Origin of the sequence: Micromonospora sp. NPDC005707 (assembly GCF_040631005.1) — a bacterium.
GTDB lineage: Bacteria > Actinomycetota > Actinomycetes > Mycobacteriales > Micromonosporaceae > Micromonospora.
On record NZ_JBEXYR010000035.1, the window covers coordinates 1 to 13,818 of the forward strand.

The window sequence follows — 13,818 nt, forward strand, 5'->3', positions numbered from 1 at the left end:
CGTTCGTCCTGAGCCAGGATCAAACTCTCCAACAAAAATCTTTGTTGAACAATCATCCTGACAACAAAAGTGTTGCCAAAGGAATCCCAACCAGCCAAACCGAAGCCTGACCAGTCCGGGGTATAAATCAATTTGGCACTGGCTTATCAAGCACCCTGTTGAGTTCTCAAAGAACAACCACACACCATCCGGAAACCCCGCATCAGCAGGACCCCCGTCTGGGGCAACCTCTCCAACTTACCCGGCCCGACTTTCGCTGTCAACCTCGTGTTTGAGGTGATCAACTTGGTTCAGCCCGATCCACGCTGACGCACGCCGTATCCGGCGGTCGTTGCTGTTCGTGGATTCCGGCGGACCGGCCGATCGCCGCTTTCGCGGCCACCCGCCCGGCTCCCTGCCGGCTTTCGAACTCTACCCGGTCGGCTTCGCGATCGCAACCCCGTGTTTCTCGGAGTGTCTCGCACCGCCCGGATCCTCAGTCTGGCTCGGCGTTGCCGCCACCAGCCTGGCGCCCGTTCTCGGCCAGTTTGTCCGGCCTCCCGCGTGCAGAGAGAAAGTTACGCGGACGGCTCCGAGAAGGCAAATCAGTGATCGTCACTGTCGTTCCCGAGCGTCGCGACCGCTCCGGCCGGAAGACGGCCGGGCTCGGACGGGACCACCGCGGGCCCATCCGTGCCAGAGTGTTCGGCATGGATGACGTGTCCCGGTTGCCGGCGGAGACGCTCGCCGAGGAAGCCCTGCTCGGGCTCCTGCTGCCGTTCTGGCAGCTGGTCATCGGCGCCTTCGTGCTCGCCGTCGTCCTGGCGTCGGTGGGACGTCTCGTCCGACGCGGTCCCTCACGGATGACCACGGCCCTGCTCGTCACCGCGGTGGCCATCGCCGGCTTCACGGTCGTCGGTGTGCTGCTGGAAGGCTGACTGGCTCGGAAGCTGAGCGGAGTCAGAGCCGCCGGTTGGCGAGGCTGGGCAGCTCGACGCGGATCGTCCGCAGCCGGTCCCGGTCCAGGTCGGTGACGGCCACGCCCGGCCCGTCGGCGACCTGGGTGAGCACGGTCCCCCACGGGTCCACCACCATGCTGCGCCCGAAGCAGGTCCGCCCCGGCTCGTGGTCGCCGGTCTGGCCGGCGGCCGCCACGAAGCACTGGTTCTCGATGGCCCGGGCCCGGAGCAGCACCTCCCAGTGGTCGCGCCCGGTGTGCATCATGAACGCGGCCGGCACCACCAGCAGCTCCGCGCCGCCCTCGACCGCCAGTTGCCGGTAGAGCTCGGGGAACCGGAGGTCGTAGCAGATCGACAGGCCCACCCGGAGGCCCTCGACGTCGACCACCACGGGCTTCTCCCCCGGCGCCACGGTGGCGGACTCGTGATAGGAGACGCGGCCGGGGATCTCCACGTCGTACAGGTGGATCTTGCGGTAGCTGGCGGCGAGCACGCCGTCGCGGTCGAAGACCAGCGAGGTGTTCCAGGTGTGCTCGGGGTCCGGCCCGGCCTCGTGGAACGAGCCCGCGATCACCCACATGCCGAATCGCCGGGCGGCGTCGGCGAAGAACCGGCCCACCACCCCGTCGACCGGTTCGGCCGGCGGCATGCTGGCGGCCGGGCCGAGGTAGTCGACGTACTCCGGGAGGACGGCGAGATCCGCGCCGGCCGCCGCGGCCCTGGCCAGCAGGGCCTCCGCGGCGGCGAGGTTCGCGGTCCGGTCGGCACGGGTGTTGAGCTGGCAGACGGCGACGCGCATGAGGCTCAGCGTACGGTCGGACGGCGGGCCGCGACAGGGCTCAGATGCTGGCCAGGACGAGCGCGCCGGCGGCGAAGCCGAGCCCGGCCAGTTGCACCGGGCGGAGCCGTTCCCGGTCGACCGCGAGCGCGAGCAGCACCGTGCTCGCCGGGTAGAGCGCGGCGATGGCGGCCACCACGCTCAGGTGCCCCCGGCCGGCGGCGGCGAGGAACAGCGCGTTGGCCGCCGAATCCAGCAGGCCGGCCGCCGCGGCCCAGCGGAGCACCCGAGGTTCGAGCCGAAGGCGTACGCGGGTGCGCAGGGCGAGCGCCAGGCCGAACGCGATCGAGCTGACCCGTACCGCGGCCACCGGCCACATGCCGGCACCCTCGTCGGCCTGGCCGAGCAGCGCGAAGAAGATCCCGAAGAGCAGCCCGGCGCCGAGCGCCATGCCGATGAGCCGGCCGGACACCCGGCCGGCGGCGCCGCCCTCCCCCAGGCTGACCAGCGCGATGGCCACGACGGCCAGCCCGGCGCCGGCGAGCGCGAGAGCACCCGGCGAGTGGGCGGTGACCAGCCCGGCGACGATCGGCACGACCGCGGCGGTGATCGCGGTGATCGGTGCGACGACCGCCATCATGCCGCCGGCCAGGGCCTTGTAGAGCAGCATCACGCCGGCCGCGCCCGCTACGCCGGCGAGCAGCCCCCACGTCAGGTCCAGCGGGCCGGGCGTGCCCGGCACGATCAGCACGAGCGCGAGCAGCAGCGGGACGCTGAGCAGTTGCGACACCACGGTCACCGCGACCGGGTCGGCGTGCCGGGACGCCTTGCCGCCGGAGAAGTCGGCCGTGCCGAACGCGACCGCGGAGACCGCCGCGAGCACAATGGGGAACATCAGGCAGTCGTACCACAATATTGACCGCGAAGGATAGTGTGATGACCGACGCCGGAGGGCGGGTGGGCGCGGTGACCTCCGCGGTCGCCCGACAGGTACGCGAGCTGCGGGCCGCCCGCGGCTGGTCCTTCGAGGAGCTGGCCGGCCGCTCCGGGGTGAGCAAGGGCATGCTCGTGCAGATCGAGGGGGCACGGACCAACCCGAGCGTCGGCACCCTCTGCCGGGTGGCCGACGCGTTCGGCGTCAACATCGCCCGGCTGCTGGAGCCGGCCGAGGAGAGCACCGTACGGGTCTCCCGGGCCGGCGACGCGCCGGTGCTGTGGCGGGGCGAGCACGGCGGCACGGCGCGGCTGCTCAGCGGGCTCGGCGAGCCGGACCTGGTCGAGCTCTGGGAGTGGCGGTTGGAGCCCGGCGAGGCGCACCGCTCCCCCGACCATCCGCGCGGCACCCGGGAGGTGCTGCACGTGCTGGCCGGGACCGTCACGGTCACCGTCGAGGGCGTCGACCACGAGGTACGCGCCGGCGAGACGGTCGAGTTCCACGCCGACCGCGAGCACGGCTACCGCACCGCGGGCGACGAGCCGGCGCGGCTGATGATGGTGGCGGTCACCCCGTCGGGCGAGTGGGACCGGCGGACCCGGTCACGCGGACCGCGCCCGAGCTGACCCGGGCGCGGTCGCGGTGGCGGTCAGGCCGACTTCTCCTCGCGGTCCCGGCGGGCCCGCCGGCCGGTGAACTCGCGGGGCACGATCGTCGGGTTGACGTTCTCCAGGACGACCTCGCGGGTGATCAGCACCCGGGCGGCGTCGGGGTTGCTCGGCACCTCGTACATCACGGAGAGCAGGACCTCTTCCATGATCGCCCGCAGGCCGCGGGCACCGGTGCCGCGGAGCATAGCCTGGTCGGCGATGGCCTCCAACGCGGGCTGCTCGAACTCCAGCTCGACGCCGTCGAGCTCGAAGAGCCGCTGGTATTGCCGGACCAGGGCGTTGCGCGGCTCGGTGAGGATGCGGACCAGCGCGCTGCGGTCGAGGCTGCGCACGTTGGTGATCACCGGGAGCCGGCCGATGAACTCGGGGATCAGCCCGAACTTGAGCATGTCCTCCGGCATGACCTGGCTGAAGATGTCGTCGGTCGACCGCTCGGAGACCGACCGGAGCCGGGCGCCGAAGCCGGTGCCGCCGGAGCCGGTGCGGGCCTCGATGATCTGGTCGAGGCCGGCGAAGGCGCCGCCACAGATGAACAGCACGTTGGTCGTGTCGATCTGGATGAACTCCTGGTGCGGGTGCTTGCGCCCGCCCTGCGGCGGCACGTTGGCCACCGTGCCTTCCAGCATCTTCAGCAGCGCCTGCTGCACGCCCTCACCGGAGACGTCCCGGGTGATCGACGGGTTCTCCGACTTCCGGGCGATCTTGTCGACCTCGTCGATGTAGATGATCCCGGTCTCGGCGCGCTTGATGTCGTAGTCGGCGGCCTGGATCAGCTTGAGGAGGATGTTCTCCACGTCCTCGCCGACGTAGCCCGCCTCGGTCAGCGCTGTCGCGTCGGCGATCGCGAACGGGACGTTGAGCATCCGGGCCAGGGTCTGCGCCAGGTGGGTCTTGCCACACCCGGTCGGGCCGAGCAGCAGGATGTTGGACTTGGCCAGCTCGACGCCGTCGCTGCCCGAACCCGGGGCGCCGGCCGACTCGGCCTGGATCCGCTTGTAGTGGTTGTAGACCGCGACGGCGAGCGCCTTCTTGGCCTGCTCCTGACCGACGACGTAGTTGTCGAGGAACTGGCAGATCTCCATCGGCTTGGGAAGCTCTTCCCACTTCACCTCGCCGGACTCGGCCAGTTCCTCCTCGATGATCTCGTTGCAGAGATCGATGCACTCGTCGCAGATGTAGACCCCGGGGCCCGCGATGAGCTTCTTGACCTGCTTCTGCGACTTGCCACAGAAGGAGCACTTCAGTAGGTCGCCGCCGTCACCGATCCGTGCCACCTACGTTCTCCCTGCACTCGTCGGCCGGTGCGCCGGCCCCTGACCTGCGGGCGCCGATGCGCCCGTCCGTCCTGTCGTCCCACCTCGCCGGTCCGACCCAACGAAGCGGCACAGACCCGACGTTACCCGCTGCCGGAGGTTTCTCCGACCCCCAAAACGGGTGTGTCAGAGGTCGGCCGGGAACGATGCCCCGGCCGACCTCCGACCTCGCACTGCTCAGCCCGCGGCGTGAGACGCCAGCAGACCCTTCTTGCGGCTGGTCAGGATGGTGTCGACCAGCCCGTACTCCTTGGACTCCTCGGCCGTCATGATCTTGTCACGGTCGATGTCCTTGCGGACCTGCTCGATCGGGCGGTTGCAGTGCCGGGACAGCATGTCCTCCAACTGCGTCCGCATCCGCAGGATCTCCCGGGCCTGGATCTCGATGTCGGACCCCTGCCCGTAGCCGCCCTCGGTGGCCGGCTGGTGGATGATGATCCGGGAGTTGGGCAGCGCCATCCGCTTGCCCGGGGTGCCCGCCGAGAGCAGCACCGCCGCCGCGCTGGCCGCCTGGCCCAGGCAGACGGTCTGGATGTCCGGGCGGACGTACTGCATGGTGTCGTAGATCGCCGTCATGGCGGTGAACGAGCCACCCGGCGAGTTGATGTACATGATGATGTCGCGGTCCGGGTCGGTGCCCTCCAGCGTCAGCAGCTGGGCCATCACGTCGTTGGCCGACGCGTCGTCCACCTGGACGCCGAGGAAGATGATCCGGTCCTCGAAGAGCTTGTTGTACGGGTTGGACTCCTTCATCCCGTACGACGTGCGCTCGACGAACGACGGCAGCACGTAGCGGTTGTGCACGGCCGCGAACTGGGGCGGCAGGCTCAGGTCGGTCATCGTCAGCTCCTCAGCTCAGGGTCCCGGCGCCATCCGGAACCTGCGCGGCCCCGATGATCACCTTGTCGATGAAGCCGTAGTCCATGGCCTCCTGGGCGGTGAACCAGCGGTCCCGGTCCGAGTCCGCCTCGATCTGCGCCTGGCTCTGGCCGGTGTGGTGGGCGACCCGCTCCTGGAACATCCGCTTCGTGTAGAGCATCTGCTCGGCCTGGATCGCGATGTCCGACGCGGTGCCGCCGAGGCCACCGGAGGGCTGGTGCATCATGATCCGCGCGTGCGGCAGGGCGTAGCGCTTGCCCTTGGTGCCCGCGCAGAGCAGGAGCTGGCCCATCGACGCGGCCATGCCCATGGCCACGGTCGACACGTCGTTGTCGATGAACTGCATGGTGTCGTAGATCGCCATGCCGGAGTAGACCGAGCCACCCGGCGAGTTGATCCAGAGGTTGATGTCGCGGTCCGGGTCCTCCGCCGCGAGCAGCAGGAGCTGCGCGCAGATGCGGTTGGCGACCTGGTCGGTCACCTCGCTGCCCAGGAAGATGATCCGCTCCTTGAGCAACCGGTTGTAGACCGAGTCGTCGAGGTTGCCAATGGAGTCGCCACCACGGGCCTCGATCGCCCGGAGCGACTTCTTGGGGATGTGCATGTCGGTCATGGCAGCCCTTCGCTCTCCGTACCGTCCTACCCGACACTAACCGCTCAGCCGGGAGGCGTACTCCCGGTCGGGGCACTGTTCGCTCTCAGCGCAGTCACCCTTCGGGCGTACCCGGAAAAGGGTTTCGGCCGCCGCCCGGCGCTCAGCGCGGGACGGCGGCCGACACCGACGATCAGTGCTGGTGGTCGTGCTCGGCCTCGTTCTGGGCACGCAGCGCGTCGAGGGTGACCTCGTTGCCCGCCGAGTCCTTGATCTTGATCTTCTCCATGACCGCGGCGAGCGCCTTGCCCCGGCGGACGTCGCCGAAGACGGCCTGCGCGGCGCCGGAGCGGACCAGCTGGTCGTAGTACTGCTGCGGAGCCATCCCGGCACGCTGGGCGCGGTGGACGATCTCGTGACCGAACTCGTCGTCGGAGACCTGGACGTCCTCGGCGTCGGCCAGGGTGTCCAGCAGGAGCTGGATCTTGACGCCCTCGGTCGCGGCCTCGGTCAGCTCGGTGTCGATCTGCTCCTCGGTCTTCTCCTCCGCGGCGAGGTATTCCTCGAGGGAGGCGCCGATGCGCTCGAGCTGGTCGACCATCGCGGCCTTGCGGCTCTCGACCTCCTCCTTGACGACGCCCTCGGGCGCCGGCACCTCGGCGGCGGCGACCATCTGCTCCAGGGCCTTGTCCCGGGCGGCGTAGATCTGCTCGACCTGCTTGCCGCGGCTGACCCGCTCGCGCAGGTCGTTCCGCAGCTCCTCGATGGTGTCGAACTCGCTGGCCAGCTGGGCGAAGTCGTCGTCGAGCTCGGGCAGCTCCTTCTCCTTGACCGTGCGGACGGTCACCGCCACGTCGGCGTCCCGGCCGGCGTAGTCGCCGCCGACCAGCTGGGTGGAGAAGGTGGTGCTGTCGCCGGCGGCCAGGCCGACCAGCGCCTCGTCCAGGCCCGGCAGGAGCTGCTTGCTGCCGACCTCGTGCGAGATGTTGGTCGCCTGCCCGCCCGGCACGTCCTCGCCGTCGACGGTGGCGTTCAGGTCGATCTGGACGTAGTCGCCCTCCTGGGCGGCCCGCTCGACGGTCTTCAGCGTGGCGAACCGCTCGCGCAGGCTGTTGACCTGCTCGTCGATCTCGCTGTCCGCGATCTGGATCTCGTCGACGGTCACCTCGATGGTGGCCGGGTCCGGCAGGGTGATCTCCGGACGGACGTCCACCTCGGCGGTGAAGTTGAGCGAGTCACCGTCGTTGAACTCGGTGATCTCGACCTCCGGGCGGCCGAGCGTCTTCAGGTCGTGCTCCCGGACCGCGGCCAGGATGTTCTCCGGGATGGCCTCCTGCACCGCCTCGTTGAGGACGGTGCCCCGGCCCACCCGCTGGTCGATCACGGCGGAGGGAACCTTGCCCCGGCGGAAGCCGGGAACCTGGACCTGCTGGCCGATCTCCCGGTACGCCTTCCTGAGGCTCGGCTCGAGCTCGACGAACGGCACCTCGATGGCGAGCCGCACGCGCGTCGGGCTCAGAGTCTCGACGGTGCTCTTCACAGGCGTACTCCTTGACGGATCTCAGTTGAGTCTGGGCGTGTTTGCGCGCATCGAGTGTAGGCGAGCCGGCCTGCGGCATCGGCAGCGCCCGGGTACCGCCCGGAAAAAGTCGGCGGTTCCCGGACGACCCGGTCGCGAACGACAGTCGGGGTGGCGGGATTTGAACCCACGGCCCCTCGCTCCCAAAGCGAGTGCGCTACCAAGCTGCGCCACACCCCGTGGCGACGAAGAGTCTATGCCGTCCAGGCCCGCCGGACGGTCACCGGGGGCGCGTCGCCGGTGGTTCGGAGCGGCGCACGGTACGGGGCCGCGCGTCCGGTTCGGGGATTCGGTAGGCTGTCGGGCGCGTCCCGCGAGAGCGGGATGATCGCGGGCGTAGCTCAATGGCAGAGCTTCAGTCTTCCAAACTGACGGTGCGGGTTCGATTCCCGTCGCCCGCTCCACCCATCTCCGGCCCAGGTCGGAGACTGCATCCCCCATCCTGGGCCGATTGCCCACTCCCCCGCTCTGATCTTGGGGCCATCCGTGGGCCGCCGGCTGCTCCGGCCGCCGATCCGGCCGGCCCGAACTCCAGGCGACTCGGCAGCACGGCGACCTGCGGGGTCCCGTGGGAAATTCATCTGGCCCGTTGTCGGGGTCGGTCACCTGCATGCCGTCCCGGCGGCCCGGCGTCGGCCGCGCCGGGCATCGACGGGCGGCGAGGGCTGCGTACGATGCGGGGCCGGACATCCCCTCGTCGGGTGGAGGTAGCGAAGGATGTCAGGCCAGCGGGACGGTTTCGCCCTCGGCGTGGACCTCGGCACCTCGAACACGGTGGCCGTGCTGCGCTGGCCGGACGGGCGTACCCGCCCGTTGCTGGTGGAGGGTGGGCCGATCCTTCCGTCCGGTGTGTACGCCGACACCGACGGGCGCCTGCACGTCGGGCGGGACGCGCTGCGGCTCGCCCACGCCGACCCGGACCGCTACGAGCCGAACCCGAAGCGCCGCGTCGACGAGGCGGAGGTGACGCTCGGCGACCGCCGGCACGCGCCGGCCGAACTGCTGGGCGCGGTGCTGCGCGCGGTGGGCGAGGCCGCCGTCGGTGCGCTCGGGTTCCTGCCGCCCGCGGTGGTCACCTGCCCGGCCACCTGGGACGCCGGCCGTCGGCAGGTGCTCGCCGAGGCGCTCGCCCTGGCCGGCTGGCCGTCGGCGGCCGAGCACACCCTCTCCGGCCCCATCCCGCCCGGGACCCGGCTGCTGCGCGAGCCGGTCGCGGCGGCGCGCTACTACACCGAGGTGCTGAGCCGGCCGGTTCCGGTGGGTGAGTCGGTGGCCGTCTTCGACTTCGGCGGCGGGACGCTGGACGTCGCCGTGGTCCGCAACGAGGGCGCGGACCCGTGGGGTGACTCCGGCTTCACGGTGATCTCCTGCGGCGGCCTCGACGACCTGGGCGGGCTGGACCTGGACGCCGCCCTGCTCGCGCTGGTCGGTGAGCGGGTCGCCGCCACGCACCCCGCGCAGTGGGCGCGGCTGAGCGAGCCGGCCGACACCACGCAGTGGCGGGAGCGGCTGCAGTTCGTCGAGCACGTCCGGGGCGCGAAGGAGATGCTGTCCCGCGCCACGGCGGCCCCGGTGGCGGTGCCCGGTGTCCCGGCCGCCGTGTCGCTGACCCGGGCGGAGCTGGAGGGGGTGGCCACCCCGCTGCTGCGGCGGGCGGTCGCCGAGACCCGGCGGGTGATCGCCGCGGCCGGGCTGACCCCGGAGCGGCTGGCCGGGCTGTTCCTGGTGGGCGGCTCGTCCCGGATCCCGCTGGTGGCGCGGCTGCTCCACGCCGAGCTGGGCATCGCGCCGACCGTGCTGGAGCAGCCCGAGCTTCCCGTCGCCGAGGGTGCGCTGACCGACCTGCCGCTGCGGCGGAACCGGCCGGCCACCCCGCCGTTGCCGCTGGCCCCCGTCGGGGCGGCGCCCGCCGGTGCGCCGGCCGCAGCGACCCGGGACGCCAGCCCGGCCGGCACCCTGCCCGGTCTCGGCCCCGCCGGCACGCTGCCCGCCGGGATGCCACCCGCCGCCGACCAGCAGACTCCCGTCCTCCCGGCCGGCAGCGCGCCGGCCCCGGACGGCACCACCGTCGCCGCGCGACCGCCGCATCCGGCCGCCGCCGGCACGCCGCTCGCCGCCGGGCCCAACGGCACGGCCGTCGCCCCGCACTCACCCGCCCCGGGTACGCCGGACCCTGCCCTGCCGCCGTACGGCTCGCCGGCGGGCGTACCCGCGCACGGGCCCGGGATCCCGCACCAGCCGGGCGGGCCGCCGGGCTGGCCCGGCGTACCCGGGAACGGGACGCCGGGGTTCCGGTCCGGCAGGGGCCGGCGGCGGCGAGCCCTCTGGATCTCGGTCGGCGCGGTGGCCGCCCTGGCCGGGGTGGTCACGGCGAGCGTCCTCTACCTCACCCGGGACCGCCACCCGGAGCTGGACTTCGCGGCGTTCGGCAAGGGCATCCGGGTCGCGGGTGCCACCGAGCGGCCGGTGGAGATGTTCACGGCGGTCGCGGGCGACCGGGCCTACCTGGCCTATCCGCGCGAGGACAAACGGCTGGCGGTGGTGGCCGTCGAGGCTGGCAGCGGCAAGGAGCTGTGGCACGGGGAGAGCGCAACCACGGCCGACCAGTGGGCCGGCGTGGTCGCGTTGCCCGGCGCGGTGGCGCTGCTCGCGGACGCCGCGGGCAGCAGCACCTCGCGGCAGCTCGAGCTGCTCGACGGTGGGTCCGGGAAGCCGCGCTGGCAGCACACCGTGCGCGGGGACGACGAGATGTTCGTCGGCAAGGACGTGGTGGCGCTCACCGACCACGAGCGGAATCGCCTGGTCGGCCTCGACCTGCGCACGGGCACCGAGCGCTGGGAGCAGCTCGACGTGACCGACCAGTACCGCAACACCCGCAACAGCGTGCACCCGGTGACCACCGACGAGGCGGTGTCCGGCCCCGGGTACGGCGACGGCTCGCCCCGCGACCCGGAGCAGGGCCCGGTCGAGCAGCTCGTGCAGGTGAGCGCGGACGAGTCGGTCCGGCTGATCGACCTCAGCTCCGGTGGTGAGATCCGCCGGTGGAAGGCGGTGGCCGAGCCGGACGACCTGGTGGCCGCCCACGAGGACCGGCTCTACGTGGCGGACGACGACGGGCGGCTGCTCGCGTACGACCTGGGGAAGCAGGCGCAGCCGAGCGTGCTCTACCGGGCCGAGGACGACGACCGGCGGGCCAAGGCGCTGGCGCCCTGCGGGGAGCACCGGGCCTGCCTGCTGGAGGTGACCGGCTCCGACGACAAGACCGCGGAGGTGGTGGCCGCCGGGGAGGGCCAGGGCGTCAAGCACTGGGCAGCGCCCGGGATGACGCAGCTCGTGCCGGTGGGCGAGCGGGTGCTGGCCCGGCGGATCTACCCGGAGCCGGCGGCGACGCTCTTCGCGGCGGACGGCACGCGGGTGCTCGACGACGAGGAAGGGGTGGCCGTCCGGGTCGACGCCGGCAACCTGCTGCTCTTCGCCGACCCGCTGAGCAGCGGGGTGGACGACCGCAGCGTGGCCGGGGTGGGCGCCGGGTCGGGCAAGATGGCCCCGCTCGGCGAGCTGAAGGACGTGCGGGGCGACTCCTGCTCGTGGAACACCGAGGTCATCGCCTGCGGCTCCGAGAAGGACTTCGTCATCCACCGCTTCGTCAAGGAGTAGCCCCGAGGTCGCGGAAGACCGCCAGCGCCGCCGGGTCCTCGATGGTCGGCGGCACCGGCTCGTCCCGGCCCTCGACCAGCCCGCGCATGGTCCGACGGAGGATCTTGCCGGAGCGGGTCTTGGGCAGCGCCGGCACCACGGTCACCCGGCGGAACGCGGCCACCGGCCCGATCCGCTGCCGCACCAGGGCGACCAGCTCGCCGGCGAGCGCGTCCGGGTCCGCCCCGGCGCCGGCCTTGAGCACCACGTACCCGCTGGGCACCTGCCCCTTGAGCGGGTCGGCCACACCGATGACCGCGCACTCGGCGACCGCCGGGTGCGCCGCCAGCACCTCCTCCATCGCCCCGGTGGAGAGCCGGTGCCCGGCCACGTTGATCACGTCGTCGGTGCGGCCCATCACGTAGAGGTAGCCGTCGTCGTCGAACCGGCCGCCGTCGCCGGTCAGGTAGTAGCCCGGGAAGGCGGCCAGGTAGGAGCGGACGTAGCGCTCGTCGTCGCCCCACAGGGTGGGCAGGCAGCCGGGCGGCAGGGGCAGCCGGATCACGATCGAGCCGTCGGTGCCCGGCGGCACCTCCCGGCCGCCGCCGTCGACCACCCGGACGTCGTACCCGGGGACGGGCACCGACGGGGACCCGGGCTTGATCGGCAGCGGTTCCAGGCCGCGCGGGTTCGCCGCCACCGGCCAGCCGGTCTCGGTCTGCCACCAGTTGTCCAGCACCGGCACGCCGAGCCGCTCCCCAGCCCACGCCCAGGTGTCCGGATCGAGCCGCTCGCCGGCCAGGAAGAGGGTGCGCAGGCTGCTCAGGTCGTACCCGGCCAGGAGCGCGCCGTCCGGGTCCTGCCGGCGGATCGCCCGGATCGCGGTGGGCGCGGTGAACAGGGCGGCCACCCGGTGTTGGGCGACCACCCGCCAGAACGCCCCGGCGTCCGGGGTGCCGACCGGCTTGCCCTCGTAGAGCACGGTGGTCGCGCCGGTGAGCAGCGGCGCGTACACGATGTAGGAGTGGCCGACCACCCAGCCCACGTCGGAGGCCGCCCAGAAGACGTCGCCCGGCTCGATCCCGTAGACGTTCCGCATCGACCAGCGCAGCGCCACGGCGTGCCCGCCGTTGTCCCGGACCACGCCCTTGGGCCGGCCGGTCGTGCCGGAGGTGTAGAGGACGTAGAGCGGGTCGGTGGCGGCGACCGGCACGCACTCCACCGGTTCGGCGTCGGCCATCACCTCGTCCCAGGCCAGGTCGCGGCCGGGAAGCAGCGGAGCGGGCTCCTGGGGGCGCTGCACGATCACGCAGTGCGCCGGGGCGTGGGTCGCCTCGTCCAGTGCGGCGGCGAGGATCGGGTGGTACGGCACCACCCGGTCCACCTCGATGCCGCAGGAGGTGGCGACCACCACGGCCGGCCGCGCGTCGTCGATCCGGACGGCCAGCTCGTGGGCGGCGAAGCCGCCGAAGACCACCGAGTGCACCGCGCCGATCCGGGCGCAGGCCAGCATGGCGATCACCGCCTCCGGCACCATGGCCAGGTAGAGCAGCACCCGGTCGCCCCGGCCGACGCCGAGCCGGCGCAGCGCACCGGCGAACCGGGCGGTCTCGGCGAGCAGCTCGGCGTAGGTGAGGGTGCGGACCGTGCCGGTGACCGGACTGTCGTGGATCACCGCGGGCTGGTCGCCCCGGCCGGCGGCCACGTGCCGGTCCAGCGCGTTGTGGCAGGTGCTCAGCACGCCGTCAGGGAACCAGCGGTACAGCGGCGCGCCGTCGTCGTCGAGGATCCGCTCCGGTGCCCGGTGCCAGTCGATGTCCGCCGCGGCCTCCCGCCAGAAGCCGGCCGGGTCGGCGATGCTCCGCTCGTACGCTGATCGATACGCGCCCATCCCGTCATGCTGGCCGCAGGCCCGGGCCGGCGCAACGGCTCACCGGGTCGGGTGCGCCGGAAGCACGCCCCGGCTCGGTGAACGGCCCGGCTCCGCCGGTGGAGGTCGCCGTTTCCGCCCGAGCCGCCACGGGTACGGCTGGCGCATGGAGACGAACACGAAGGCGTACCTGGTGGGCGGTCCCCGGGACAGCAGCAGCCAGGACGCGGGTGACCAGGCCCTGTTGGAGATCGAGATCGACGGCATGATCCACCGCTACATCCGCACGACGAAGCAGCACGACGGCGGCACCGTCTACAACTACGACGGGATGGTGGCCCCGGGCGGCGGCGAGCCGGGCGTCGAGGATCCCGCCGCGCGGGTGGCCTCCCCGAAGGCGGACGCCGAGGGGCGGTGACCGCTCAGCCGACCGGGCGACGGATGAACCGCGCCGGGCCGGGTAATGCGAGCGCCGTCCTGGTGGAGTGACGACCGGCGTCGCGGCGTTCCGCGACCGGGCGCGGGGGGGGGGGGGGGGGGGGGCCCCCCCCCCCGCCCCGGGGGGGGAGTTTCGGGGGGCCCAGTGGCAAGCCCACGGCAGCCCATGAGGGGGGGGGGGAGGTGGGGA

General features: G+C 72.4%; 11 protein-coding genes and 2 tRNA genes. 5 read left to right on the forward strand and 8 right to left on the reverse strand.

The features are described from left to right. Positions 1-689: 689 nt before the first annotated feature. Entirely contained in the window at positions 690-917 is a 228-nt protein-coding gene (locus ABZ452_RS32200) for a hypothetical protein (RefSeq protein WP_357951175.1), read from the forward strand. 22 nt (positions 918-939) lie between these two features. Here ABZ452_RS32200 and ABZ452_RS32205 read toward each other — a convergent pair whose 3' ends face one another. Together ABZ452_RS32205 and ABZ452_RS32210 are read right to left on the reverse strand one after the other, a co-directional pair. After that, positions 940-1,737: a carbon-nitrogen hydrolase family protein gene (locus tag ABZ452_RS32205; RefSeq protein WP_357951178.1), complete on the reverse strand. Its 798-nt coding sequence runs from the start codon at positions 1,735-1,737 to the stop codon at positions 940-942. Between the two features lie 40 nt (positions 1,738-1,777). Then, on the reverse strand, positions 1,778-2,611 hold the full coding sequence (locus ABZ452_RS32210) for a DMT family transporter (protein ID WP_357951181.1): 834 nt from the start codon (positions 2,609-2,611) through the stop codon (positions 1,778-1,780). A 41-nt stretch (positions 2,612-2,652) separates the two neighbouring features. Here ABZ452_RS32210 and ABZ452_RS32215 point away from each other — a divergent pair, with 41 nt between their 5' ends. Then, the gene (locus ABZ452_RS32215) at positions 2,653-3,276 is read left to right on the forward strand and encodes an XRE family transcriptional regulator (RefSeq protein ID WP_357951184.1); all 624 of its coding nucleotides are present in this window, start codon (positions 2,653-2,655) and stop codon (positions 3,274-3,276) included. 23 nt (positions 3,277-3,299) lie between these two features. Here the strand turns inward: ABZ452_RS32215 and clpX are convergent, their stop codons facing one another. The 5 genes from clpX to ABZ452_RS32240 form a co-directional block, all read right to left on the reverse strand. Further along, positions 3,300-4,595 carry an ATP-dependent Clp protease ATP-binding subunit ClpX gene (gene clpX / locus ABZ452_RS32220; RefSeq protein ID WP_357951186.1) on the reverse strand — a complete coding sequence of 432 codons (1,296 nt, stop codon included), beginning with the start codon at positions 4,593-4,595 and terminating at the stop codon, positions 3,300-3,302. Between the two features lie 216 nt (positions 4,596-4,811). Then, a complete protein-coding gene (locus ABZ452_RS32225) occupies positions 4,812-5,474 on the reverse strand; it encodes an ATP-dependent Clp protease proteolytic subunit (protein WP_013288034.1) in 663 nt (220 codons plus the stop codon). Between the two features lie 10 nt (positions 5,475-5,484). Beyond that, positions 5,485-6,126, reverse strand: a complete 642-nt coding sequence (locus ABZ452_RS32230; protein WP_088960728.1) for an ATP-dependent Clp protease proteolytic subunit — start codon at positions 6,124-6,126, stop codon at positions 5,485-5,487. A gap of 172 nt (positions 6,127-6,298) precedes the next feature. Beyond that, positions 6,299-7,645, reverse strand: a complete 1,347-nt coding sequence (gene tig, locus ABZ452_RS32235; RefSeq protein ID WP_357951188.1) for a trigger factor — start codon at positions 7,643-7,645, stop codon at positions 6,299-6,301. A 145-nt stretch (positions 7,646-7,790) separates the two neighbouring features. Then, a tRNA-Pro gene (locus tag ABZ452_RS32240) sits at positions 7,791-7,864 on the reverse strand. A 150-nt stretch (positions 7,865-8,014) separates the two neighbouring features. Here ABZ452_RS32240 and ABZ452_RS32245 point away from each other — a divergent pair. Together ABZ452_RS32245 and ABZ452_RS32250 are read left to right on the forward strand one after the other, a co-directional pair. Then, positions 8,015-8,088 (forward strand) — tRNA-Gly (locus ABZ452_RS32245). Positions 8,089-8,401: 313 nt separating this feature from the next. Continuing rightward, positions 8,402-11,341 carry an Hsp70 family protein gene (locus tag ABZ452_RS32250; RefSeq protein WP_357951191.1) on the forward strand — a complete coding sequence of 980 codons (2,940 nt, stop codon included), beginning with the start codon at positions 8,402-8,404 and terminating at the stop codon, positions 11,339-11,341. Here the strand turns inward: ABZ452_RS32250 and ABZ452_RS32255 are convergent. Then, a complete protein-coding gene (locus ABZ452_RS32255; protein ID WP_357951194.1) occupies positions 11,331-13,211 on the reverse strand; it encodes a propionyl-CoA synthetase in 1,881 nt (626 codons plus the stop codon). The two genes, ABZ452_RS32250 and ABZ452_RS32255, sit on opposite strands and share 11 nt — an antisense overlap. A 145-nt stretch (positions 13,212-13,356) precedes the next feature. Between ABZ452_RS32255 and ABZ452_RS32260 the strand changes: the two genes are divergently transcribed. Next, positions 13,357-13,608 carry a hypothetical protein gene (locus tag ABZ452_RS32260; protein ID WP_357951196.1) on the forward strand — a complete coding sequence of 84 codons (252 nt, stop codon included), beginning with the start codon at positions 13,357-13,359 and terminating at the stop codon, positions 13,606-13,608. The last annotated feature ends 210 nt before the right edge of the window (positions 13,609-13,818 follow it).

What these genes read in the sequence shown, in the direction of transcription:
- ABZ452_RS32255 (WP_357951194.1), bottom strand. Translation starts at nt 13,211, where the DNA reads ATGGGCGCGTATCGATCAGCGTACGAGCGGAGCATCGCCGACCCGGCC.
- ABZ452_RS32200 (WP_357951175.1), top strand. Translation starts at nt 690, where the DNA reads ATGGATGACGTGTCCCGGTTGCCGGCGGAGACGCTCGCCGAGGAAGCC.
- ABZ452_RS32260 (WP_357951196.1), top strand. Translation starts at nt 13,357, where the DNA reads ATGGAGACGAACACGAAGGCGTACCTGGTGGGCGGTCCCCGGGACAGC.
- ABZ452_RS32210 (WP_357951181.1), bottom strand. Translation starts at nt 2,611, where the DNA reads ATGTTCCCCATTGTGCTCGCGGCGGTCTCCGCGGTCGCGTTCGGCACG.
- ABZ452_RS32230 (WP_088960728.1), bottom strand. Translation starts at nt 6,126, where the DNA reads ATGACCGACATGCACATCCCCAAGAAGTCGCTCCGGGCGATCGAGGCC.
- ABZ452_RS32250 (WP_357951191.1), top strand. Translation starts at nt 8,402, where the DNA reads ATGTCAGGCCAGCGGGACGGTTTCGCCCTCGGCGTGGACCTCGGCACC.
- ABZ452_RS32215 (WP_357951184.1), top strand. Translation starts at nt 2,653, where the DNA reads ATGACCGACGCCGGAGGGCGGGTGGGCGCGGTGACCTCCGCGGTCGCC.
- ABZ452_RS32205 (WP_357951178.1), bottom strand. Translation starts at nt 1,737, where the DNA reads ATGCGCGTCGCCGTCTGCCAGCTCAACACCCGTGCCGACCGGACCGCG.
- ABZ452_RS32225 (WP_013288034.1), bottom strand. Translation starts at nt 5,474, where the DNA reads ATGACCGACCTGAGCCTGCCGCCCCAGTTCGCGGCCGTGCACAACCGC.